This window comes from Streptomyces sp. NPDC090025, from assembly GCF_044748125.1.
Lineage (GTDB): Bacteria > Actinomycetota > Actinomycetes > Streptomycetales > Streptomycetaceae > Streptomyces.
Window position 1 is genome coordinate 154,097 of sequence record NZ_JBIVFL010000002.1, and the last position, 24,338, is coordinate 178,434.

Here is a 24,338-nt window from a genome sequence, read left to right on the forward strand (position 1 = left end):
CCCGGCCGCGCGGGTAAGGTCAGCGCCTGTGACTGGAACATCTGCCGCTCTCACCCCGCCCGCGGACGCGATACCGCCGGTACGCCACCCCGACGCGCCCGCCCCCGGCGAGCTGCTCGGCGCGCACTACGCGCACTGCTTCGGGTGCGGCGGCGGACAGCCCCACGGACTCCACCTGGAGGCCCGGGCCGGCGAGGGCGTGACCGTCACCGCCGAGTTCACCGTCACCCCCGACCACCAGGGCGCCCCCGGCCTCGCGCACGGCGGCGTGCTCGCCACCGCGCTCGACGAGACGCTCGGCTCCCTGAACTGGCTGCTGCGGGTCATCGCCGTGACCGGCCGCCTGGAGACCGACTTCGTACGACCGGTCCCGGTGGGCACCCTGCTGCACCTCCAGGCCGAGGTGACCGCGGTGCGCGGGCGCAAGATCTACTCGACCGCCGTCGGCCGGATCGGCGGGCCCGAAGGCCCCGTCGCGGTCCGCGCCGACGCCCTCTTCATCGAGGTCAAGGTCGACCACTTCATCGACAACGGGCGCCCGGAGGAGATCCAGGCCGCCATGTCCGACCCCGACCAGGTGAGGCGCGCCCGCGCCTTCGAGGTGAACCCCTGATGCGCAATCCCGTCGACGTACTCCTGCACCGCGTGGACCCGGAGGTGCCGGTTCCGTCCTACGGCCACCCCGGCGACGCGGGCGCCGACCTGGTGACCACCGAGGCCGCCGTGCTCGCCCCCGGCGAGCGGGCCGTGCTGCCCACCGGCGTCTCGATCGCCCTGCCCGACGGCTACGCCGCCTTCGTGCACCCGCGGTCCGGTCTCGCGGCCCGCTGCGGCGTCGCGCTGGTGAATGCCCCGGGGACGGTCGATGCCGGGTACCGTGGAGAGATCAAGGTGATCGTGGTCAATCTTGACCCGCGCGAGAGCGTGCGGTTCGAGCGGTTCGACCGGATCGCCCAGCTGGTCGTCCAGCAGGTCGAGAAGGTGCGCTTCCACGAGGTCGCGGAGCTGCCCGGATCGGCGCGGGGCGAGGGGGGCTTCGGGTCCACCGGCGGTCACTCCGCCGTGGACGGGACAGTGGACGGCACAACGGGTGGGAATCGATACGCTTCGGTCGTATCCGACCGGGAAGGACAGTGACGTGTTCGGACGTCGCAAGAAGGATCGTGCCGCTGAGGACGCAGCGGGCGAGGCCGAGCAGGTCGTCGACGCCGTGGACGGCGAGGACGCGGACGACGCGGCCGCCGCGCCGCGTCGCGTGAACCTTCCGCCTGCCCCGCGGCCCGACGGCCCGTGGGACATCACCGAGGTCAACCAGCCCGAGGAGGGCCGCGTGGACCTCGGCGGCATCTTCGTGCCCGGTGTCGACGGCATGGAGCTGCGGGTCGAGGTCGCGGGCGACGCGATCGTCGCGGCCACCGTCGTGGTGCGCGACAGCGCCGTCCAGCTCCAGGCGTTCGCCGCGCCGAAGAAGGAGGGCATCTGGGGCGAGGTCCGCGACGAGATCGCGAGCGGCATCACCCAGCAGGGCGGCGTCATCGACGAGATCGAGGGCCCGCTGGGCTGGGAGCTGCGCGCCCAGGTCCCGGTGCAGCTGCCCGACGGCAACCGGGGCGTGCAGCTGGTGCGCTTCGTCGGCGTCGACGGCCCGCGCTGGTTCCTGCGCGGGGTGATCTCCGGCCAGGGCGCGGTGCAGCCCGAGGCCGCGGGGCTCCTGGAGCAGATCGTCCGGGACACCGTCGTGGTCCGCGGCGAGGGCCCGATGGCCCCGCGCGACCCGATCGTCCTGAAGCTGCCCAACGACGCCCAGATGGTGCCGGACGGCGTGCAGCAGGAGGACCAGGCCGGGTCCCGCTTCTCCGGCGGCATGGGCCAGCTCCAGCGCGGTCCGGAGATCTCCGAGATCCGCTGACCGGCCGGACGGACGTGTGACGGTGGGCCGGTGGGCCGCTCCCGTGAGGGGGCGGCCCACCGGCTTTCGCGGAGGTGTACCCCGGAGGTACGGGACGCACGGGTAACGGGACCGACGAGTTATCCACAGACCTGGCACCGGCGGGGCAGTCCGGCACATACTGGCGGCGCACACGTTCGAGGCTGGGGGGTAGCACGATGAGTGAGAGCGACACGGGGACCGGCACGGCCGTCCTGGCGGATCCGACGGACTCGCCGATGATCCGCGTGAAGGACCTGCACCGTTCGTACGGGACGGGGGCGGCGGCCGTGCACGCGCTGCGCGGGGTCTCCTTCGACATCCCGCGCGGTGAGCTGGTGGCCCTGAAGGGCCGCTCCGGCTCCGGCAAGACCACCCTGCTCAACCTCGTGGGCGGGCTCGACAGCACCGACCGGGGCAGCATCGTCATCGACGGCACCGACCTCGCCGGGCTCGGCGAGGAGGGCCTTCTCGAGCTGCGCCGGGACCGGATCGGATTCATCTTCCAGTCCTTCGGCCTGATACCCATCCTGACCGCGGCGGAGAACGTCGGGGTCCCGATGCGGCTGCGCAACGCCGACCCGAAGGAGCGCGAGGAGCGGGTGTCCCTGCTGCTCGGCCTCGTCGGGCTGGCCGACCACGCGGCCCAGCGCCCCGGGGAGCTCTCCGGCGGACAGCAGCAGCGGGTCGCCATCGCCCGCGCCCTGGCCAACCGGCCCCGGCTGCTGATCGCCGACGAGCCGACCGGCCAGCTGGACGCCGAGACCGGCCTCGCCGTCATGCAGCTGCTGCGGGCCGTGGTCCGCAGCGAGGGCTGCACGGCCCTGGTCGCCACCCACGACTCCCAGCTCCTCGGTCTCGCGGACCGGGTGCTCGAACTGCGCGACGGGGAGATCGTCGAGGCGTGAGCCGGTGCCGGGCCGGCCCGGCACCGCAGGTGGGAGGCAGGTGGGCGGCCGGTCGCCCGCCCGCGACCGGCTGATCGCCCGGCCCGAAGCCGGCCGCCGTCAGGATCACGTCAATACAGCCCCGGAGGGCCGCCACCCGTGCGGAATGTCCGATTAGCTGGACGTAAGGTCATGGCATGGGACGCGGCAAGCTACGGATCTACCTGGGGGCGGCACCCGGCGTCGGCAAGACGTACGCGATGCTCTCCGAGGCGCACCGGCGCGTCGAGCGGGGCACCGACGTCGTCGTCGCGTTCGTCGCGCACCACGGCCGCCCGCGTACCGAGGTGATGCTGCACGGCCTGGAGCGGATCCCCGGCCGCGAGATCGCGTACCGGGGGAGCGTCTTCACCGAGATGGACGTCGACGCGGTGCTGGCCCGCCGTCCCGCCGTCGCCCTGGTGGACGAGCTGGCCCACACCAACGTGCCGGGCTCGCGGCACGCGAAGCGCTGGCAGGACGTGGAGGAGCTGCTGGCCGCTGGGATCGACGTGGTCTCGACGGTCAACATCCAGCACCTGGAGTCGCTCGGCGATGTCGTCGAGGCGATCACCGGGGTCCGGCAGCGGGAGACCGTGCCCGACGAGGTGGTGCGCCGCGCCGACCAGATCGAGCTGGTCGACATGTCGCCGCAGGCCCTGCGGCGGCGGATGGCGCACGGCAACATCTACCAGCCGGACAAGGTCGACGCCGCCCTGTCGAACTACTTCCGGCCCGGCAACCTCACGGCGCTGCGCGAGCTGGCGCTGCTGTGGACCGCCGACCGGGTCGACGAGTACCTGCGGCAGTACCGCGGCGAGCACAACATCCGCTCCACCTGGCAGGCCCGCGAGCGGATCGTCGTCGGACTCACCGGCGGCCCCGAGGGCCGCACCCTGATCCGCAGGGCCGCCCGGCTCGCCGAGAAGGGCGCGGGCGGCGAGGTGCTCGCCGTGTACGTCTCCCGCAGCGACGGCCTCACCTCGGCCTCGCCCAAGGAGCTGGCCGACCAGCGGACCCTCGCCGAGGACCTGGGGGGAACGTTCCACCACGTCGTCGGCGACGACGTGCCGCACGCCCTCCTGGAGTTCGCCCGCGGCGTCAACGCCACCCAGATCGTGCTCGGCTCCAGCCGCCGCAGGACCTGGCAGTACGTCCTCGGGCCCGGCGTCGGCCAGACCGTGGCCCGCGAGTCGGGCCCCGACCTCGACGTGCACATCGTCACCCACGAGGAGGCCGCCAAGGGCCGCGGCCTGCCCGTGGCCCGCGGCGCCCGGCTCGGCCGGGGCCGGATCGTCGGCGGCTGGCTCGTCGGCGTCGCCGCGCCCGCGCTGCTCGCCCTGCTGCTCACCCATGTCGACGCCGACCTCGGCCTCGCCAACGACATGCTGCTGTTCCTCACCCTGACGGTGGCGGCGGCGCTGCTCGGCGGGTTCCTGCCCGCGCTCGCCTCGGCGGCGTTCGGCTCGCTGATGCTCAACTGGTTCTTCACCCCGCCGCTGCACCGGCTGACCGTCGCCGACCCCAAGAACATCGTGGCCATCGCGGTCTTCTTCGGCGTCGGCATGTCCGTCGCCTCCGTCGTCGACCTGGCCGCCCGCCGCACCCACCAGGCCGCCCGGCTGCGCGCCGAGTCCGAGGTCCTCTCCTACCTCGCGGGCAGCGTGCTGCGCGGCGAGACCAGCCTGGAGGCCCTGCTCGAACGGGTCCGGGAGACGTTCTCGATGGAGTCCGTCGCACTCCTGGAGCGCCCCGACGGCACCGGGCCTTGGACCCGCGCCGCCAGCGTCGGCAGCCACCCGGTGGCCCGGCCCGAGGACGCCGACGTCGACATCCCCGTCGGCGACCACCTCGCACTCGCCCTCACCGGCCGGGTGCTGCCCGCCGAGGACCGCCGGGTGCTCGGCGCGTTCGCCGCCCAGGCCGTCGTCGTCCTCGACCGCCAGCGGCTCGTCGACGAGGCCGAGGAGGCCCGCAAGCTCGCCGAGGGCAACAAGATCCGCACCTCGCTGCTCGCCGCCGTCAGCCACGACCTGCGCACCCCGCTGGCCAGCATCAAGGCATCCGTCAGCTCGCTCCGCTCCGACGACGTCGAATGGTCCGAGGAGGACCGGGCACTGCTCCTCGAAGGCATCGAGGAGGGCGCCGACCGGCTCGACCACCTGGTCGGGAACCTGCTCGACATGTCCCGGCTGCAGACCGGCACCGTCACCCCGCTGCTGCGCCCCACCGACCTCGACGAGGTGGTGCCGATGGCCCTCGGTGGCGTCCCCGACGGCAGCGTCGAGCTCGACATCCCCGAGACCCTGCCGATGGTCGAGGTCGACCGCGGCCTCCTGGAGCGGGCCGTCGCCAACATCGTCGAGAACGCCGTGAAGTACAGCCCCGACGGCACCCAGGTCGCCGTGTCCGCCAGCGTCCTCGGCAGCCGCCTCGAACTGCGCGTCACCGACCGCGGCCCCGGCGTCCCGGACGAGAGCAAAGACGGCATCTTCGAACCGTTCCAGCGCTTCGGCGACGCCCCGCGCGGCTCCGGCGTGGGCCTCGGCCTCGCCGTCGCCCGCGGCTTCGTCGAGGCGATGGGCGGCACCATCACCGCCGAGGACACCCCCGGCGGCGGACTCACCATGGTCCTCACCCTGCGGACCGCCGGGGGCGCCGCGCCACCGCCGCCCGACCCGGAGGCGGCCGCCCGGTCCGCGCCCAGCTACACCTGACCCCGGCCGCCCGCCGCGCCGGTGGCCCCGCCGCCGTACCCGGGACGCCGCCCCGGCACCCGTACACCCGCCCGTACCGCCGTCCGCCCACCTGTCCCGTACACCCCGCCCGTACCCCCGCCCCGCCCGTACCCACCCCGGGCACGCGCGGCCCTCACGACGAGAAGGAAGGTCCCCCGCCATGACCCGGGTCCTCGTGGTCGACGACGAGCCACAGATCGTCCGCGCCCTGGTGATCAACCTCAAGGCACGGAAGTACGAGGTCGACGCGGCGCCCGACGGCGCCACCGCCCTCCGGCTCGCCGCCGAGCGCCACCCCGACGTGGTCGTCCTCGACCTCGGCCTGCCCGACATGGACGGCGTCGAGGTCATCAAGGGCCTGCGCGGCTGGACCCGGGTGCCGATCCTGGTGCTCTCCGCCCGGCAGACCTCCGACGAGAAGGTGGAGGCCCTCGACGCGGGCGCCGACGACTACGTCACCAAGCCCTTCGGCATGGACGAGCTGCTCGCCCGGCTGCGCGCCGCGGTCCGGCGGGCCGAGCCGGTCGGCCGCGAGGACGGCGTGGTGACGGTCGAGACCTCCGACTTCACCGTCGACCTCGCCGCCAAGAAGGTGCACAGGGACGGCAAGGACGTCCGGCTCACCCCCACCGAGTGGCACCTCCTGGAGGTCCTGGTCCGCAACAGCGGACGCCTGGTCAGCCAGAAGCAGCTGCTCCAGGAGGTCTGGGGCCCCTCCTACGGCACCGAGACCAACTACCTGCGGGTCTACATGGCCCAGCTGCGCCGCAAGCTGGAGCAGGACCCCTCGCACCCGCGGCACTTCGTCACCGAACCGGGCATGGGCTACCGCTTCGAACACTGAGTCCGGTACCGGGGTCCGGCGTCAGGGCCGGGTCAGGGACGGGTCGGGGCCGGGTCCGGGGCTTCTCCGGGTCCTGCCCGGTTCTGCCGTGGGCCCTGCCCGGTACGCTTTCGGTATGAGTGCAGCACCGCGTACTGACAAGCCGGCCGGGCGGTTCCGCCGTCTGCTCGACCGCCTTTCCACCTCCCAGGAGGAGCTGGAGTCGGTGGAGCTCCAGGAGGACTCCGCGGCCTCGGGTTGCACGCGCATCGCGGAGTGCTCGGACCGCCAGATCGTCAAGGTGACTGGTACGTTGCGGACGGTCACCCTGCGCCCCCGGGCGGGTGTGCCCGCGCTGGAGGCCGAGCTGTTCGACGGCACGGCGCCGCTGGACGTGGTCTGGCTCGGCCGCCGCTCCATCGTGGGCATCGAGCCGGGCCGCAAGCTGATCGCCTCCGGCCGGATCTCCATGAGCCACGGCCGGCGGGTCCTCTTCAACCCCAAATACGAGCTCCGACCGCTCGGACAGGAGTAGCCCGGTGACGTCAGTCGACAAGCCGACGACCGCCGCCCCGCCCTCCGGGGAGACGCCCTCCGGCGAGACCGACCGGGCGGTGACCGAGGCCGCCCTCTTCGAGGCGTTCGGCGGCGTGCGCGGGATGGTGGAGACGGTCCTGCCCGGACTGCTCTTCGTCACCATCTTCACGATCAACAAGAACCTGCAGTTCTCGGCCATCGCCGCGCTCGCGGTCTCGCTGCTCCTGGTCGCCGTCCGGCTGGTCCGCCGCGACACCGTGAAGCACGCCTTCAGTGGCGTCTTCGGCGTCGCATTCGGTGTCGTCTTCGCGATGATGACCGGCAACGCCAAGGACTTCTACCTGCCGGGGATGCTCTACACCCTCGGCCTCGCCCTGGCGTACATGATCACGGCCCTCGCGGGCGTCCCGCTGATCGGCCTGATCCTGGGCCCGGTCTTCAAGGAGAACCTCTCCTGGCGGACCCGCAACCCCGGCCGCAAGAAGGCGTACACGAAGGCCAGCTGGGCCTGGGGCCTGATCCTGTTCGCCAAGTGCGCGATCCTCTTCCCGCTCTACTGGTGGGCCGACACCACGCAGTTCGGCTGGGTGCTGGTCGCCCTGAAGATCCCGCCGTTCCTGCTCTCCGTCTATCTGACCTGGGTGTTCCTCGCCAAGGCGCCGCCGCCGATCGACGTGTTCGCCGAGATGGAGGCCGAGGAGCAGGCCGAGAAGGCCGAGAAGGCCCGCAAGGCGGAGGCCGCCCGGGGGACGACCCCGGAGGCGTAGCCCCTCGTTCAGCGTGTACGGGAAGGGGCCCGGGACCTGTCACAGGTCCCGGGCCCCTTCCCGTACGCACTCCATCGTCCACGCGCTCCGCGTACGAGGATCAGTCGCCCGTCGTCTCCCGGCGCACCGAGAGCAGCTCCTCCAGCTGCTCCTCGCGCGCCTGAGTAGCCACGAACAGCAGCTCGTCGCCCGCCTCCAGGGTCTCCTCGGGGCTCGGCGTGAGCACCCGGGTGCCGCGGATGATGGTGACCAGGGAGGTGTCCTCCGGCCACGCCACATCGCCGACCGAGGTGCCCGCGATCGCCGACTCCGGCGGCAGCGTCAGCTCCACCAGGTTGGCGTCGCCGTGGCTGAAGCGCAGCAGCCGGACCAGGTCGCCGACGCTCACCGCCTCCTCGACCAGGGCGGACATCAGACGCGGCGTCGAGACGGCGACGTCCACACCCCACGCCTCGTTGAACAGCCACTCGTTCTTCGGGTTGTTGACCCGGGCGACGACCCGCGGCACGCCGTACTCGGTCTTGGCGAGCAGCGAGACGACCAGGTTCACCTTGTCGTCGCCGGTCGCCGCGATGACGACGTTGCAGCGCTGCAGCGCCGCCTCGTCCAGCGACGTGATCTCACAGGCGTCGGCCAGCAGCCACTCGGCCTGCGGCACCCGCTCCACCGAGATGGCGGTCGGGGCCTTGTCGATGAGCAGGACCTCGTGGCCGTTCTCCAGCAGCTCGCCCGCGATGGAACGGCCCACCGCGCCCGCGCCGGCAATGGCGACACGCATCAGTGACCACCCTCCTCGGGGCCCTCGGCGAAGGCCGCCTCGACCTTGTCGATCTCGTCCGTCCGCATCATCACGTGCACGAGGTCGCCCTCCTGCAGCACCGTCTGCGAGGTCGGCAGAATCGCTTCGCCCAGCCGGGTGAGAAATGCCACGCGCACCCCGGTCTCCTCCTGGAGCCGGCTGACCTTGTGGCCGATCCACGCGGCGGACGTGTGCACCTCGGCGAGCTGCACACCGCCGCTCGGGTCACGCCACAGCGGCTCCGCGCCGGACGGCAGCAGCCGCCGCAGCATCTGGTCGGCGGTCCAGCGGACCGTGGCGACCGTGGGAATACCCAGCCGCTGGTAGACCTCGGCGCGCCGGGGGTCGTAGATCCGGGCGGCGACGTTCTCGATGCCGAACATCTCGCGGGCGACCCGTGCGGCGATGATGTTCGAGTTGTCGCCGCTGCTCACCGCGGCGAACGCACCGGCCTCCTCGATACCCGCCTCGCGGAGCGTGTCCTGGTCGAAACCGACCCCGGTGACCCGGCGGCCACCGAAGCCGGAGCCCAGGCGGCGGAAAGCCGTCGGGTCCTGGTCCACGACCGCGACGGTGTGACCCTGCTGTTCGAGGGTCTGCGCGAGAGCGGCTCCCACTCGCCCGCAGCCCATGATGACGATGTGCACGTCCCCTTACCCCGCACTCCTGATCGCCCTGCTGACCTGCGAAAACACCCTGATCACAACTCTCTCGGCGGCCACCGGGGCCACCTGTCCGGTTCGGTCCCCGGCGGGTTCCGGTTCGATTCTGGTGCGGATCCGGTCCGACCGGTCCGTACTGTTCGGTCCGAGCTTATGCGGCAACCCCAGCGGTGACTCATTCGAGGTGGTCCGCCGGGAGATTCCGTGCGGATCGCGGTGATGGTCGGCATGGCCACTTTCGAACGCTTACGATCCTCTGTTGTGTCCAAACTGACCGACGTGCCCAAACGGATCCTCATCGGACGGGCCCTGCGCAGCGACAAGCTCGGCGAGACCCTGCTCCCCAAGCGGATCGCCCTTCCCGTCTTCGCCTCCGACCCGCTGTCCTCGGTGGCGTACGCACCCGGCGAGGTGCTGCTCGTCCTCTCCGTAGCGGGCCTGTCGGCCTACCACTTCAGCCCATGGATCGCGCTCGCGGTCGTGGTCCTGATGTTCACGGTCGTCGCCTCGTACCGGCAGAACGTCCACGCGTACCCGAGCGGCGGCGGTGACTACGAGGTCGCCACCACCAACCTCGGCCCCAAGGCGGGACTGACCGTCGCGAGCGCCCTGCTCGTCGACTACGTCCTCACCGTGGCCGTCTCGATCTCGTCCGGGATCGAGAACCTCGGCTCCGCCATCCCGTTCGTGGTGGAGCACAAGGTGCCCGCCGCCATCGCGGTGATCGTGCTCCTGACCCTGATGAACCTGCGCGGTGTCAAGGAGTCCGGAAGCCTTTTCGCGATCCCGACGTACGTGTTCGTCTTCGGCGTCTTCGTCATGATCATCTGGGGTGCCTGGCGCGGTCTCGTCCTCGACGACACCATGCGCGCCCCCACCGCCGACTTCGAGATCAAACCCGAACACGGCGGACTGGCCGGATTCGCCCTGGTCTTCCTGCTGCTGCGGGCCTTCTCCTCCGGCTGTGCGGCACTCACCGGCGTCGAGGCCATCTCCAACGGTGTGCCCGCCTTCCGCAAGCCGAAGTCGAAGAACGCCGCCACCACGCTCGCGCTCATGGGCGGCCTGGCCGTCACCATGTTCTGCGGCATCATCTTCCTGGCCATGGCCACCAAGGTGCGGATGGCCGAGAACCCGGCGCACGACCTGCTCAAGGACGGCAAGCCGGTCGGCGCCGGCTATGTCCAGGACCCGGTGATCTCGCAGGTCGCGGCCGCCGTCTTCGGCGACGGAACGTTCTTCTTCATCATCCTCGCCGCCGCCACCGCGCTGGTGCTCTTCCTGGCCGCCAACACGGCGTACAACGGCTTCCCGCTCCTCGGCTCGATCCTCGCCCAGGACCGCTACCTGCCGCGCCAGCTGCACACCCGCGGCGACCGGCTCGCCTTCTCCAACGGCATCGTGCTGCTCGCCGGGGCCGCCGCCCTGCTGGTCTGGATCTACGGCGCCGACTCGACCCGGCTGATCCAGCTCTACATCGTCGGCGTCTTCGTCTCCTTCACGCTCAGCCAGATCGGCATGGTCCGGCACTGGAACCGCCACCTGCGCACCGAGCGCGATCCGGCCAAGCGCCGCCACATGATCCGCTCCCGCGCGATCAACACCTTCGGCGCCTTCTTCACCGGCCTCGTCCTGGTCGTCGTCCTCGCCACCAAGTTCACCCACGGCGCCTGGGTCGCGCTGCTCGGCATGGTGATCTTCTACGTGACGATGACCGCGATCCGCCGCCACTACGACTCCGTCGCCTCGGAGATCGCGGCCGCCGAACAGCGCCCCGACGAGTACGTACGCCCGTCCCGGGTCCGCTCGGTGGTGCTCGTCTCCAAGCTGCACAAGCCCACCCTGCGCGCCCTCGCGTACGCCAAGCTGATGCACCCGAGCGACCTGGAGGCGCTGACCGTCAGCGTCGACGCGGCCGAGACGAAGGCGCTGAAGGAGGAGTGGGAGCGGCGCGGCATCAACGTGCCGCTGAAGATCCTCGACTCGCCGTACCGCGAGATCACCCGGCCGATCATCGAGTACGTGAAGAACCTGCGCCAGGAGAGCCCGCGCGACGCCGTGCAGGTCTACATCCCGGAGTACGTGGTCGGCCACTGGTACGAGCACCTGCTGCACAACCAGAGCGCGCTGCGCCTCAAGGGCCGCCTGCTGTTCACGCCGGGCGTGATGGTGACCTCGGTGCCGTACCAGCTCCGGTCCTCGGAGGCCGCGAAGAAGCGGGCCCGCAAGCGCCAGGAGTGGAACGCGCCGGGTTCGGTGCGCCGCGGCCCGGTGGAGAAGGGCGGGGCGAAGGAGCCGGCGGGCAAGAGCGGCTGACCGGGGCGCTTGGTTGTCCGACCCGGCGCGCGGCCTCCGGCGCCGCGTGGCGCCGTGTCCGCCGGGCGGGCGGACAGGAACTAGACTGGTGGGCTGCTGTCACGGGACAGCGGCCCACCAGCCGTTTCCCGGCCCTGTCCCGGCCTCATCGCCAGCCCTCCCCGTCCTCCTGGAGCACCCGGTCATGCAGAACACCCCTGTTTCGTCGTTGGTCGGGGCGGAGTACGAGGTCGAGGTCGGCCCGGTGGCCCACGGCGGCCACTGCATCGCGCGTACGGAGGAGGGCCGGGTCCTTTTCGTCCGGCACGCCCTGCCCGGCGAGCGGGTCCTTGCCCGGGTGACGGAGGGCGAGGAGACCTCGCGCTTCCTGCGGGCCGACGCCGTGGAGATCCTGGACGCGTCGAAGGACCGGATCGCGGCCCCGTGCCCGTTCGCGGGCCCCGGCAAGTGCGGCGGCTGCGACTGGCAGCACGCCAAGCCGGGCGCCCAGCGGCGGCTGAAGGGCGAGGTCGTCGCGGAGCAGCTGAAGCGGCTCGCGGGCCTCACTCCCGAGGAGGCCGGCTGGGACGGCACGGTGGTCCCGGCCGAGGGCGACAAGCTGCCCTCGGGCGAGGTGCCGCAGTGGCGGACCCGGGTGCAGTACGCGATCGACGCCGAGGGCCGTGCGGGACTGCGCAGGCACCGCTCGCACGAGGTCGAGGTCGTCGACCACTGCATGATCGCGGCGCCCGGCGTCAGCGAGCTCGGCATCGAGAGCCGCACCTGGGAGGGCATGGCGTCGGTCGAGGCGATCGCCGCCTCCGGCTCCCAGGACCGCCAGGTCATCCTGACCCCGCGCCCGGGCGCCCGGCTGCCGCTGGTCGAGCTGGACAAGCCCGTCTCGGTGCTGCGGGTCGAGGAGAAGGACGGCGGCGTGCACCGCGTCCACGGCCGCCCGTTCGTCCGCGAGCGTGCCGACGAGCGCACCTACCGGGTCGGCAACGGCGGCTTCTGGCAGGTCCACCCGAAGGCCGCCGACACCCTGATGCGCGCCGTGATGCAGGGCCTCCTGCCCCGCAAGGGCGAGACCGCCCTCGACCTCTACTGCGGCGTGGGCCTCTTCGCGGGCGCCCTCGCGGACCGCCTCGGCGAGCAGGGCGCGGTCCTCGGCATCGAGTCCGGCAAGCGCGCGGTGGAGGACGCCCGGCACAACCTCGCCGACTTCCCGCGGGTCCGCATCGAACAGGGCAAGGTCGAGTCCGTCCTCCCGCGCACCGGCATCACGGACGTCGACCTGATCGTCCTGGACCCCCCGCGCGCGGGCGCCGGCAAGCAGACCGTCCAGCGCCTGACCACCCTGTCCGCCCGCCGCATCGCGTACGTGGCGTGCGACCCGGCGGCGCTGGCGCGGGACCTGGCGTACTTCATGGAGGGCGGGTACCGGGTGCGGACGCTGCGGGTGTTCGATCTGTTTCCGATGACGCACCATGTGGAGTGCGTGGCGATTCTGGAGCCTGCGAAGTAAGGCAGATGACCAGCGGCTGCCCCACTCTGAGGTGCCGCTGAGGTCGCCTGGCAGCCGTGATCGCGGTCGCGGGCCGAACGTCGGCGTGGCGAGGATGTGGGGCTCAGTCGGCATCAGCCGAAGAACTCCCAGGTCTGCCTCGCCAGCTCTCGTCGAGCATCCCAGAGCATTCGGTCGCCACCTTCCGCAGTGTCCGCCGACACTCGGCCGGGGCGGTCCGGCGAGCGCCCCCTGGCCGGGCGGCTGAGACGAACCGGGCAGGGAACTACCGGGGTGGGGCCGGGTGTGATCAGGCCACCACGACCATGGTTCCGGCCGAGAGCCGGGGCGGTGCTACTCGAAGGCCGAAGCCTTCTCTAAGATCACCGAACCGATTGCGGCCCGACGGGCTTCCCACGAGGACATGCCCCCACCCGCACGAGTTACTCGTGCCCTGGGGGAACCACCTCGTGTCCATGCTCCTGCTGAAGCTCTCAGCGCAGGATCTGCTCACCCTGCATGCGCGCCGCCACATGGTGCCGCACCTCGCTGCGCGCTGGCGGCACTTCCGCGGCTCGGACGCGTCGATCACGGAGCGCTCCGCCTGGGCGGAGAGTCTGATCAGCCTGGCGAACGATCTGGTCGCGGCTGACCGCGGGAACGTGGAAATGGTCGTCGAGTGCGCGGCCACCATGGATGAGTCCGACCGCCCGGAACCCCAGCTCATCGATGTCGTGCTGGTCGGCCGCCATCCTCACGAGCACCGACCCTCCGTGCAGCTTGTCGAATTGAAACGTTGGTCGACCGTGACCAGGATCGAACGGGCAACGGCGGATTGGGTCCATGTGCCGGGCCTGGGCGCGAAGAAGCATCCCGCATTGCAGTTGCGTGAGTACTACGAGGCCTTCACGAGCGACAGGGGGCCTTTCAAGAACAGCGAATTCGAGTGCGGGGGTTTTGCCTACCTGCACAACGCCACGGACGACTCCGTGCGTCCGCTGCTCGGGGTGGATGCGCCCACGGGCGCATACGCGCGCGTGTACACGGCTGATCGGCGGGCCCAGTTCCTCGAAGACCTCAAGGCGAGCTTCGATCCGCGGGGCGGTGCGGCCGAGGCCGTGACGATGCTGGCGTCCATGGGGCTGCGCAACACACCTCTTCTCGACGCGATGAACTGGTCCCGAGGTGACGACACCGTCTTTGTCCTCCGCGGGCGCCAGAAGATGGTCGCGGACCAGATTCTCGACGCGGCGTCCAAGGTTCTGTCAGACCCGCAGCAACCCGCGCTGCTCCCCGACGGGAGGAGGGTGGTCTTCCTGGTCACAGGTGGCGCCGGTACCGGAAAGAGCGCCATCGGTCTGCAGGTCAAGGCGCAACTCGAGGCACAGGGGCGCACCGTGAAATACGCCAGCGGGAGCAGGGCCTTCAATGCGGCGATTCAGGAACATGTCGGCTACGGGGACAAGGAGTTCAGGGAGACCTTCACCTACTTCAGCAACTTCGTGGACACCACGCTGCCCCCGGTGGACGTGCTGATCTGCGACGAAGCGCATCGACTGCGGGACCGCTCGACGAACCGGTTCTGGACACCGGAACAGCGGGAGGTATGGGGGCAGGGGCCGCAGGTGGACGAGCTCCTCGACGCCTCGCGCCTGACGGTGTTCTTCCTGGACGAAGCCCAGTCAGTGCGTCCGAAGGAGGTCGGAACCGTCGAGCTGATCACGGATGCGGCCGCGCGTCGCGGTGCTGACCTGCTGGAATACGGACTGCGTGAGCAGTTCCGCTGTGGCGGCAGCGGCTCGTACATCAACTGGGTGCGCGAAGTGCTGGGCCTGGCGGACAAGGAGCCGGAGCTCTGGAGACCCGATGGTCTGATGCACGTTGAGGTGGCGGAGACCCCGGAGGAGCTCGAACGAATCATTCTGACGGAAGCCGGGGCCGGCGCATCCGCGCGCATGGTCGCGGGCTACTGCTGGCCCTGGTCCGAGCCCACGGGTGAGGAGAAGCGCCTGGAGACCGATGTCCGCATCGGGGACTGGCACCGGCCATGGAACGCGAAGAGCGAGAGCTATTGCGCGGACGGGGTGCCGCCCTCGGACATCTGGTCGGTCCACCCGAAGGGCCTCGGCCAGATCGGCTGCGTCTATACGGCGCAGGGTCTGGAATGGGACTGGTGCGGGGTGATCATGGGGGACGACATGGTGCGTCGTGGCGATCAGTGGGTGTTCCGGCGTGGAAAGGAGCGGAAGGAAGGCCCGGATTCGGACATCAAGAGGGTTGATGTTCCCGGTTCGCTCGATCCGAAGGTCAGCCCGTCCAGCGTGCACGACGACGATTTCGCGCGGCTGGTCCGACAGGCGTACCACGTGCTGTTCACCCGAGCGAGCCGCGCCACGGTGTTGTACTCCACGGACGATGAGACCCGCAGATATCTGAAGGAACTGGTGGGGCAGGTGGAGATCCACGGACTTCGACCGACCTGGCTGAACCTTCCGAAGGAGGCGCGCACACCGCACCTGCCACGTGCCAACGGGAGAGGCAAGCGCAAGCGAGGGAAGTCAGGACCCGATCTCCGACTGTTCTGACAGCTGAACAGAACGTGGAGTGGCGGGCTCTCCGGGCCCGCCACGAACCTGCTCAGAAGAGCAGGTCTGCCACCGCGGTCAGCGCCGTCATCAGAAGGCTGGAGACGACTCCGACAGCGATGTCGATCAGGATTTCGCAGTGCTCCAGCGGCCGAGAGCACCCTGATTTCCGCGGCGCCTCGAAGGCGGTTGGTGCTCAAGGCGTCGGAGGGATCAGCGTGCGGAGCTTCTCGCGGGTCTCGGGATCCGTCGAGTAGACGACCGTCCCGATCATGCCCCGGGTGAGAAGCACCTTGTAGGTATTGCGCACGAGGCGATCCACGTCGTCGTCCGACGTCGCCTTCGTGAACGAGGGATCCTTCGACGCTGTGCGGTCCACCACCCAGCGGTCGGTCCGCCACACCAGGTCCGGGCCCATGATGACACCCGACCAGTCGTACTCGAAGCCCTGCGCGGTGTACACGCATCCGACCTGCCCGAACCCCTCGGGGGCGGTGGCCCACAGCGGCGCCGGCGGTGCGCCGAGCAGGGCTCGGTCACCGTAGAGGTTCCACGGCCTCGCCCAGTCACCGATGACCACGTCGGTGGGCAGCGCCTTCATACTGGAAGTGATCTTCGTCGTCCACTTCCAGCAGTAGCCCGCGGACATGCGGGCGCCGTAGCCCTGCGCCCGTTGAGCGGTCAGGAAGTCTTCGAGCTCCTGCGGGGTGTCGACGGTCATCAAATGCACCTTGTCGTCCGGCTCCCACACGGTGGGATCTTGACCTTCGAGCCCCAGAAGGTCGACGACCCACTGCATGTACGCGTCGCTGCCACCACATCGGAACTGACTGTCCAACTTCACCACGGTGCATGCGAGCCCCAATGCGGCGGCTGCTTCCCGAATCTGCTCCTCCGTCCCCATCTCGCCCGGTCGGACCACTTGGTGCTGGTCCAGCAGGAAGACCGGGACCCGAGCCGCCGCCATCAGTTCCGCCACCTGTGGTCGGCCCGTGCGGAGTGTCGCCTTCGTGTAGCGGTTGGCGGAGGTCTTGCGCAAGCGGTGCGCCTCGTCACAGACAAGGACGTCGAGATCGTTGGGCTCAGCCTCCATGAAGCTGTTGAAATAGCGGAAGAGCCGCTGCACTTCGGGCTTGCGGGTGCCGGCGATCTTGCGCATCGTCTTGGTGAACGATTGCGAGCCGGTGGCGTGCAAGGCGGGCACCCCGCGCCGGTAGAGGTCTCCCAAGAGAGACAGGGCGATCACGCTCTTGCCGGAGCCGGGGCCCCCGGTCACCACGACGACCTGTTTGCGATCGGCCTGCCGCGCCCGCCGCACTGCTGCCATGACCGTCTCGTAGGCGAGCCGCTGTTCATCGAGCAGGACGAACTGTTCCCGGTCGCGTACTTCTTCGGCAGCGACGGCCATCAGCTGCCTCGACGGCCGGACCTTGGCCTGCAGCAAGGCATCGGCTGCATCTGCACCGGGCTTCGCCGCCAGGCGCGAACGCAGGTAGCTCAGGAAGGCGCCGCGCTGATCGCCGGTGAACATCCGGCCGCGATCGTCTTCTGCGACATGGCGCAGGCCCGCCACTTTGGACTCCGTCGCGTTGTGCAGGTATGCCACGCCGACGATCGACTTCGGATCGTTCTCCAGGGCCCCGTTGAACGAGACCAGGTAGTCGCAGTAGCCGCGGACCTGCTCGATCGGGTTGAGGATCGGATGGTCGTAGGCGTCGATACGGCAGAGCAGCGGATCCTCCGGCTCGGGGTGGGCCTCACTCCACTGCTTCAGTTCGACCACCACGTACGACGCCTCGCCGGTGGACGGATGGACGCCGGCCAGTATCACGTCAGCGCGCTTGCTGGTCAGTGGCAGCCCGTATTCCAGCAGCATCTCGACCTCGCCGAGCCCAGCTTCCACGAGCACATTGGTGAGTGCCGGGATGCTGCGCTCCCAAGCCCGAACCTCCGCCGGCTGGGGCCTGTGACGGTGCTGGTGCAGGAAGTTCTCCGTCAGGAGCCGCGCCAACCGGCCCTCGACGTGGGTGCGGGTGGCCAGTGACGCCGCAGACTCACGGAACAGCAAGAGAATGCCCCCAGGCAGCACGAAGTAGCTCGTGCGGGTGGGGGCATGTCCTGGTTCCACGGATGCGGAGCGGAAGCCTGTCGGGCCGCTGAGTCTGTCGTGGCCATTCTAGAACAGACAGTGGATCAAGGGCCTGGCCTCAAGCTTCAATCGGTGGACGCGGTGTGGAACCGTACGGTGTCGCGCAAGGCCGCTTGCGCGCCGTCGAAGTCGGCCAGTCGCGCGGCAACGGTGGCCACCGCGAGACGCTGGGGGAGCGCTGCTGAGAACTTCAGTCCGTGGACGGCTCGGTGATCGACATCAGGCAACACCAGCGCGTTCCCGCCATCGGCATCCGCACGCGCCATTCGCCACATGTCGGGTGTCAGGTCTTCCCTCAGCCGCACGTAGCAGTCCGTCGGTCGTTGGACGGGGTCACTGATCGAGGGAAGGGTGGCGGCCAGTGTCGCGTTCGCTCGGTAGCCGGCCCACGTCCACCAACGCACATCCGTTCCCAGCCTGGTGATCAGGGAGCCGTCAGCGTCCGTGATCTGTGGAGCATCCTCCTCACGCCACTCGGTCAGGCACGCCTCGGCCCGGCGGGTGAGAGAAACCAGGGGGTCTGCTCCGAGAAGTACCTCGCGCATCGAGCGGGTCAAGGCGTACGAGAGACCGGCGAGCGACCCGCCCGTCCATTTGGCGACGCCGCCACCATCGGTCGGCTCGACAAAGGCCCGCTTGCGCGCCCAGTCGATGAACGTCACTTGCCAGCTGCGTCCGCCGAGCAGCAATCGGCGCGGGCCAGGCCGCTCCTCCGTCAGCACGGAAGGGTCCGTCTGCCCGATCTCGGTACGCCCGGACAGAACCGTGAACTGCGGGGGAGCGGTGAAGGAAGCGGTCAATTCGATGAAGTGACGCCGGCCGAAGCGCCGCTCCGCCTCGGGACCGATGAAGAGCATGCTCGCGTCCTCATCGAGGAACCCTTCGTTCACCAGGTGTCGCAGGATGGGAGCCGCTGACCGGTCGAACGGAGCCAGCCCGTTCCACATCGCTTGCCAGGTCTGGTCACCGATGCGGTGCTGCTGGAGCGTGGCGGCGAGCAGCTGCTGCGCCACGAGGTGGCGAGGTTCTGGAGGCGGTGTTACCGGTTCGACCCAGCCCCGGCCCCAGAGCAGCAGGAGGCCGGCGGCTTGCAGCAGGGTGTCCTTCCCGGTGGCGAGGAAGAGACAGTTGCGAGTGGTTCCCGAGCGCCTTCCGGTACGGCCGATGCGCTGGAGGAAGGATGCCACGGTGCGGGGCGAGTCGATCTGGATGACGCGGTCCAGGTCGCCGACGTCGATGCCCAGTTCCAGTGTGGAGGTGGAGACGATGACGCAGTCCCGCGCCTCCGCGAAGGCCTGTTCCGACCGGGCTCTTTCTTCGGCCGAGAGCGAGGCGTGCGAGAGGAACACCGTCACTTCGCGCGCGCGCAGGGCGGCTCCGAGCTCCTCCACCTGTCGTCTGGACTCGCAGAACACCAGCCGCTTCTCTCCGCGGTGCAAGGCGGCGATCAGCTTGGACGCGTTGTCGAGCGACCCTACGTAGTCCAGTTCCACCTCGCCGGGCGGCCGGAGGTTCCCGGTCGTGGGGGCGGCAGTTGGGGCGGCAGCCGGGGTGAGGGTGAGGTCGGGGGCTACGACCCGTCCCGGGCGTTTGCCTGCACCGGAACCTTGGAGCCAGGTGAGGAGCTGTTGAGGGTTCCCGACGGTTGCAGAGAGGCCGATCCGCTGGATGGGGTGTCCCGTGACCTGCTCCAGACGTTCCAGAACCGCGAGCAGATGCCAGCCTCGGTCGTCGCCCGCGAACGCGTGCACCTCGTCCACCACGACTGCTCGGACACCGCCCAGGAGGTGCGCGTGGTCGGTCTTGACCCCGATGAGCATGGCCTCGAGGGACTCAGGGGTGGTGAGGAGGATGTCGGGGGTGTCCGTACGGATGCGCCGGCGCTGAGACTCCTTGGTGTCTCCGTGCCACAGCTCGGCTCGGCGGCCGAGCCACTGGGCGTAGGAGTCGACGCGGACGACCAGGTTGTTGAGGAGTGCTTTGAGCGGGCACAGGTAGAGAACGGACGTTCCGGACCAGTGCTCGTGGGACATGGCAGACAGGATGGGCAGGCATGCTGCCTCGGTTTTGCCGCCCGCGGTGGGCGCGAGCAGCACGGCGTCCTCGCCGTCCATGAGTGGGTCGATCGAGGCCCGTTGCAGAGGCCGGAGGTCGGGCCAGCCGAGCGTGTTCACGACATGGTGGAGGATGACGGGGTCGAGTCGGTCGACGGGGTCTGTGCCTACTCGGTGGGCGTCGGCATGGGCGGACCCACCCGCGTCGTCTCCAGTCATCACACGTCCAGGTCGATGTCGTCGGCCGAGCCGGATGCCGCGTGATTGCGCTCCACGTCCGTGAGCTCGTTGCTCGTCACGGTCAGTCGGTAGTGTTGACGGGGGTCGAAGTCCTCGAACTGGTCGACACGGTCAAGGACGTCACCGACCAGCTTCTTGAGGAACAGTCGCGGCGCCACACCTGCCTTCCCCCCGAGGGCACCGCCCACCGCGCGGGCGAGGTCGGCGACGTACGCGTCGTCGACGAGTGACTTCACGCGTTCCGGCGAAGCGGCACCTTCCGTGTAGAGGTCTCGAATGGTCACTCCCAGGCCGACCAGCGACTCCTGTGTGAAGCCCGGCAGCCGCACCTGCACCGCACGTGGGTTGTCGAAGCGCGGGTCCGTGGTGAAATCGGTGGCGAGGCGCTGGGCGAGAGGGGCGAGCCGCTGAACCCCCTGCTGACCGTCGTAGAACGCCGGTGTTCCGGTGATCAGCAGATAGAGTCCGGGGAACCGACCGGAGTGCACCTCGTCGATGAGCTGTCGAAGGGCGTTCAACGCCTTGTCCCGCGCATCCGAACGCACGCGCTGGAGGGTCTCGACCTCGTCCAGGACGACGAACAGGCCGTTGTGCCCGGAGTCGCGCAGTACGGTCAGGAGCCCTTGCAGGAAGCCGAAGGCCCCGAAGTGATCGAGGTCGCCACGGACTCCGGCGGAGCGTCGGGCGGCCGCTGCCACGTGGGGCTGGCCGCCCAGCCACGCCAGGACGGCTGCTGCTGTCGCCTCGTCACCCCCGGCGAGCGCTGACTTGTAGCCGCGCAGTGCCGTGGCGAACGACGGTGCATGCCGGGACACCTCGGTCAATCGTGCTGTCAGAAGCTTCTCCACCGCCTGCGGGAGAGCTTCCTCCTCAGCGCCGTCCGCGAGGGCGTCCTCTTCCAGCGTGTAGAACCACGCGTCCACGACCGGCCGGAGTGCGCTCGGGGGGAAGCTTGCGGTGGCCAGCCGCTCGGTGAGGCGCCGGTAGACGGTCTCGAGCTTGTGGAGGGGGGTCTCCGTCTCGGAGATCTGGATCTCCGCCAACGCGAAGCCCCTCCGCTTGGCCCGTTCACCCAGCCACCGGGTGAAGAAGGTCTTGCCCGACCCGTACTCACCTCGGACGGCCTTGAACACCGACGAACCGGAGGCGACCGTGTCGAGCTCGGCATCGAGTGCTGCCTCGAACCGGTCCAGGCCGGTGGCCAGGAGGTCGAGCCCGCTTTCGGGGACGGCGCCGCGACGCAGGGCGTCGATCACCGCACGGCGACGCGCCGCACTGGCCGGGGAGGGACGGGAGGAAGCAGCGGTACTCACGTGACCAGTGTCCCATTCCAGTGGCGCCGGGGGGTTGGCCGAAGTCGACTACTGGTGCGGCCGATCTCATTGACCTCCATGTCATGTGATTGGTCTAATCGCCGCTCGCGTGAAGAAAGCGCAGCACTGCAAGGGTGGGGAACAGGCACGTGGCCGGACTCGACAATGTGAAACTCAAGACGCTCCTGGCAGATGTGGCGTCAGGGTCTCTTCAACTCCCGGACTTCCAGCGGGACTGGAAGTGGGACGACGATCGAATTCGCGCCATTGTCGCGACGGTGACGCTCGACTACCCCCTGGGCGTGGTGATGACGCTGGAGACAGGGGGCGACTCACCCTTCCGCGCCCGAGCCCTCACCGGCGCCCAGGTGGCGGAGGACGTGGCACCTGGCCTGCTGCTCCTCGACGGACAGCAGCGTCTCACTTCACTGTTCCAAGCTCTGTTCCAGGACAGTCCCGTCGAGACCACTGATGCGCGTGGCAATTCTGTCAGGCGCTGGTACTACGTGGACATCAAGAACGCCATCGGCTCGCCCGCGGATCGCGACGAGGCCATCGTGTCCGTGCCGGAGGACAAGGTCCAGCGGTCCAATTTCGCCCGGAACGTCGTTCATGACCTGACCACCGCCGAAGGCGAGTGCGCTGCGGGACTCTTCCCCCTCAGCATCGTCTTCGACACCGCGAAGGTGAATGCCTGGCGGCGAGCGTACGAGGGAATGGACGACGGCCATTTCGACCGGTGGAGCCGCTTCGAGGAGCAGGTCCTCGAGCCCGTGCGTTCCTTCCAGGTGCCCATGATCAAACTGGCCGCCTCGACTTCCATGGATGCCGTGTGCGCCGTCTTCGAGCGAGTCAACACGGGGGGTGTGCCCCTCAACGTCTTCGAGCTCCTGACGGCGACCTACGCCGGAGACCGGGCCTACCGCGAGCGGACCGGCGACTACTACCAGCTGCCGCAGGTCTGGCGGGCGATCAAGGAGGATCTGGCCGGCCGGCATCCCGTGTTCGGACGGCTCGAGGCGGGCATCGACGACGGACTGAGCAGCAGCGACTTCCTGCAGGCCGTGGCACTGGTGCGTACGTGGTCCCGGAAGCAGGACGGGCAGGGCACCGGCGTCTCCTGCAAACGCCGTGACCTCCTTGAGCTCCCCCTGGCCGACTTCGAGTCGCTCGCTCCGCGGCTCGCCAAGGCGTTCGCTTGGGCGGGTGCCTTCCTCGAGAGGCAGTGCATCGTGCGCGCTGCCGAGCTGCCCTACCGCACCCAGCTGGTGCCGCTCGCCGCGGTCAGGGCCATCCTCGGGGAGGCGACCGACACGCTCGGTGCGGAAGACATGATCACGCAGTGGTACTGGTGCGGCGTACTCGGTGAGATGTACGGCGGCTCCACCGAGACCCGCTTCACGCGGGACGTCGAGCAGCTGGTGGCCTGGGTCCGGCGTGAGGGGCCCGCCCCGGAGACCGTCACCGACGCCTACTTCTTCCCGGAGCGGCTGGACACGCTCACCACCCGGAACAGTGCCGCCTACAAGGGAATCTATGCACTGCTCATCAAACAGGGCGCTGTGGACTGGCACTACACGGAGACGCCGCTGAAGCCCAGCCTGATGGACGAGTACGGCGTAGACGTCCGGCACATCTTCCCCCGCGCCTGGGTGCGCCGGCAGTACGACGGGGCCAAGACCTCCCCAGCCAACTCCATCGTCAACAAGACACCGCTGTCTCTGCGCGCGGCCCAGGCCCTCACCGGCGCACCCGGTACCTATCTCGACTCACTCGCCGCTGCCTCCGACATGCGCCGAGAGTGGTTCGACGACGTGATCGCGACGCATCTGATCGATCCGTACTTCCTGAGGACGAACGACTACGAGGCGTTCTACACGGCACGGGCCAAGCAGCTCGAGGACATGGTGTACGCAGCCATGGGCAAGCGGACGATCCTGCGCGACATGACCGACGGCAAGGCGGTCAAGTGAGCCGGAAGCCGAGCACCGAAGACCTTCTCGCGCTCAAGGGCACAGAGATCCCCCTCCGGGAACTGCTGGACCTGTTCGACGTGCGGGTGCGCCGGCCGTGGAACGTGCACGACATCGCGCAAGCACTGACCGACGCCGGGCTCGCCACTCTGCCGGACTTCGCCAACTGCGCTCCGGGCGAGCGGGTCCAGATCGTTGCCTTCGCCACTGCCGCGCAGGTCACGCCCGAGCCCGACGACGCGGACGATGCAGAGAGGGATCCGCTTCCGTCGGCCGCGCTGCCGCAGCGACTCCGGATCGGTGACCTGCCCTCCGCGCGCGGCGGAGTGCGATGCGTGTCCATCACTTCGGAGCTCTCTCAAGCGACGTACCTGATGCGTCAACGCGGGTACGCCCAGATCCCCGTCACGACGGGCATGACGACCCTGCACGGAGTGATCACCTGGCGTTCCCTGGCCCTCATGTACGAGGTGGGCAAGGAGAGCAGCCTGGAGAACGCCATGCAGCAGGAGTCGCTGCCGGTGGCGGACGCGCGGCAGGAGTTCTTCGCGTGCCTGCCCATGCTCTCGGAGCACGGCTACCTTCTGGTCCGAGGCGAGGACGGAAGCCTGTCCGGCATCGTGACCCAGGCCCATGTGGTCCACCGCTTCGAGAGCGCCGCGCGCCCGTTCTTCCTGCTCGGCGAGATCGAATCGCTCCTGCGCCGGTGGCTGGGTGCCAAGCTCACCGAAGAAGCGATCAAGGCGGTTCAGACGAACAAGAAGGCCGAGCACCGCTCCGGAAGGGTCGAGGATCTGATGTTCGCCGACTACGTCTATCTCCTCGACGGGGAGCAGAAGAAGCAGACCATGGCGCAACAGGCGGACCTCAACTGGGCCGCGCTCCAGTGCGAATCCCTGGACCGCGGCCAGTTCGTCCGTCATCTGCAGCGTGTGAAGGACGTGCGGAACCGCATCGCCCATTTCGATGCGGAGCCTTTGCCCCTCGAGTCGATGCGGGAGCTGACGGCCTTCACGACCCTGCTGCGGGACTACGTCGGCTGAGCC

Annotated in this window: 19 protein-coding genes; 13 read left to right on the forward strand and 6 right to left on the reverse strand. The window is 69.6% G+C overall.

Features of this window, described 5'->3' with window-relative positions:
- The first annotated feature begins 28 nt into the window (after positions 1-28).
- From ACIPXM_RS06755 to ACIPXM_RS06790, 8 genes are all read left to right on the forward strand, one after another.
- A complete protein-coding gene (locus ACIPXM_RS06755; RefSeq protein WP_401652748.1) occupies positions 29-613 on the forward strand; it encodes a PaaI family thioesterase in 585 nt (194 codons plus the stop codon).
- On the forward strand, positions 613-1,137 hold the full coding sequence (dut, locus tag ACIPXM_RS06760; protein WP_401652750.1) for a dUTP diphosphatase: 525 nt from the start codon (positions 613-615) through the stop codon (positions 1,135-1,137). The genes ACIPXM_RS06755 and dut overlap by 1 nt, the downstream gene beginning before the upstream one ends.
- 1 nt (position 1,138) lies before the next feature.
- Positions 1,139-1,909 (forward strand): DUF3710 domain-containing protein, encoded by a 771-nt coding sequence (locus ACIPXM_RS06765; protein ID WP_401652752.1) that lies wholly within the window; start codon positions 1,139-1,141, stop codon positions 1,907-1,909.
- A gap of 197 nt (positions 1,910-2,106) precedes the next feature.
- Positions 2,107-2,835 carry an ABC transporter ATP-binding protein gene (locus ACIPXM_RS06770; RefSeq protein WP_401652754.1) on the forward strand — a complete coding sequence of 243 codons (729 nt, stop codon included), beginning with the start codon at positions 2,107-2,109 and terminating at the stop codon, positions 2,833-2,835.
- A 176-nt stretch (positions 2,836-3,011) separates the two neighbouring features.
- Positions 3,012-5,570, forward strand: a complete 2,559-nt coding sequence (locus ACIPXM_RS06775; protein ID WP_401652756.1) for an ATP-binding protein — start codon at positions 3,012-3,014, stop codon at positions 5,568-5,570.
- 181 nt (positions 5,571-5,751) lie between these two features.
- Positions 5,752-6,435, forward strand: a complete 684-nt coding sequence (locus ACIPXM_RS06780) for a response regulator (protein WP_401652758.1) — start codon at positions 5,752-5,754, stop codon at positions 6,433-6,435.
- 115 nt (positions 6,436-6,550) lie between these two features.
- The gene (locus ACIPXM_RS06785; protein WP_401652760.1) at positions 6,551-6,949 is read left to right on the forward strand and encodes an OB-fold nucleic acid binding domain-containing protein; all 399 of its coding nucleotides are present in this window, start codon (positions 6,551-6,553) and stop codon (positions 6,947-6,949) included.
- A gap of 4 nt (positions 6,950-6,953) precedes the next feature.
- A complete protein-coding gene (locus tag ACIPXM_RS06790; RefSeq protein ID WP_401652761.1) occupies positions 6,954-7,718 on the forward strand; it encodes a DUF3159 domain-containing protein in 765 nt (254 codons plus the stop codon).
- A gap of 100 nt (positions 7,719-7,818) precedes the next feature.
- Here ACIPXM_RS06790 and ACIPXM_RS06795 read toward each other — a convergent pair whose 3' ends face one another.
- Together ACIPXM_RS06795 and ACIPXM_RS06800 are read right to left on the reverse strand one after the other, a co-directional pair.
- Positions 7,819-8,496, reverse strand: a complete 678-nt coding sequence (locus ACIPXM_RS06795) for a potassium channel family protein (RefSeq protein WP_401652763.1) — start codon at positions 8,494-8,496, stop codon at positions 7,819-7,821.
- Positions 8,496-9,164, reverse strand: a complete 669-nt coding sequence (locus tag ACIPXM_RS06800; protein ID WP_399830857.1) for a potassium channel family protein — start codon at positions 9,162-9,164, stop codon at positions 8,496-8,498. The genes ACIPXM_RS06795 and ACIPXM_RS06800 overlap by 1 nt, the downstream gene beginning before the upstream one ends.
- Positions 9,165-9,440: 276 nt before the next feature.
- Between ACIPXM_RS06800 and ACIPXM_RS06805 the strand changes: the two genes are divergently transcribed.
- The 3 genes from ACIPXM_RS06805 to ACIPXM_RS06815 all read left to right on the forward strand — a co-directional run bounded on the left by ACIPXM_RS06805 (position 9,441) and on the right by ACIPXM_RS06815 (position 15,563).
- Positions 9,441-11,495 carry an APC family permease gene (locus tag ACIPXM_RS06805; protein WP_401652765.1) on the forward strand — a complete coding sequence of 685 codons (2,055 nt, stop codon included), beginning with the start codon at positions 9,441-9,443 and terminating at the stop codon, positions 11,493-11,495.
- Between the two features lie 184 nt (positions 11,496-11,679).
- Positions 11,680-12,999, forward strand: a complete 1,320-nt coding sequence (locus ACIPXM_RS06810; RefSeq protein WP_401652767.1) for a class I SAM-dependent RNA methyltransferase — start codon at positions 11,680-11,682, stop codon at positions 12,997-12,999.
- A 455-nt stretch (positions 13,000-13,454) separates the two neighbouring features.
- The gene (locus tag ACIPXM_RS06815; protein ID WP_401653648.1) at positions 13,455-15,563 is read left to right on the forward strand and encodes a DUF2075 domain-containing protein; all 2,109 of its coding nucleotides are present in this window, start codon (positions 13,455-13,457) and stop codon (positions 15,561-15,563) included.
- A 52-nt stretch (positions 15,564-15,615) separates the two neighbouring features.
- Here ACIPXM_RS06815 and ACIPXM_RS06820 read toward each other — a convergent pair whose 3' ends face one another.
- From ACIPXM_RS06820 to brxD, 4 genes are all read right to left on the reverse strand, one after another.
- Positions 15,616-15,711: a DUF6408 family protein gene (locus ACIPXM_RS06820; RefSeq protein WP_401653650.1), complete on the reverse strand. Its 96-nt coding sequence runs from the start codon at positions 15,709-15,711 to the stop codon at positions 15,616-15,618.
- A gap of 48 nt (positions 15,712-15,759) precedes the next feature.
- Positions 15,760-17,631, reverse strand: coding sequence for a DNA/RNA helicase domain-containing protein (locus ACIPXM_RS06825; protein ID WP_401653652.1), 1,872 nt, complete (start codon positions 17,629-17,631; stop codon positions 15,760-15,762).
- 146 nt (positions 17,632-17,777) lie between these two features.
- Positions 17,778-19,985, reverse strand: coding sequence for a DEAD/DEAH box helicase (locus tag ACIPXM_RS06830; RefSeq protein ID WP_401652768.1), 2,208 nt, complete (start codon positions 19,983-19,985; stop codon positions 17,778-17,780).
- Positions 19,985-21,319 carry a BREX system ATP-binding protein BrxD gene (brxD, locus tag ACIPXM_RS06835; protein ID WP_401652770.1) on the reverse strand — a complete coding sequence of 445 codons (1,335 nt, stop codon included), beginning with the start codon at positions 21,317-21,319 and terminating at the stop codon, positions 19,985-19,987. Before brxD ends, ACIPXM_RS06830 begins: the two co-directional genes overlap by 1 nt.
- Before the next feature lie 149 nt (positions 21,320-21,468).
- Here brxD and ACIPXM_RS06840 point away from each other — a divergent pair, with 149 nt between their 5' ends.
- Entirely contained in the window at positions 21,469-23,292 is a 1,824-nt protein-coding gene (locus ACIPXM_RS06840) for a DUF262 domain-containing protein (protein ID WP_401652772.1), read from the forward strand.
- Positions 23,289-24,335: a CBS domain-containing protein gene (locus ACIPXM_RS06845; protein WP_401652774.1), complete on the forward strand. Its 1,047-nt coding sequence runs from the start codon at positions 23,289-23,291 to the stop codon at positions 24,333-24,335. The genes ACIPXM_RS06840 and ACIPXM_RS06845 overlap by 4 nt, the downstream gene beginning before the upstream one ends.
- Positions 24,336-24,338 lie beyond the last annotated feature (3 nt).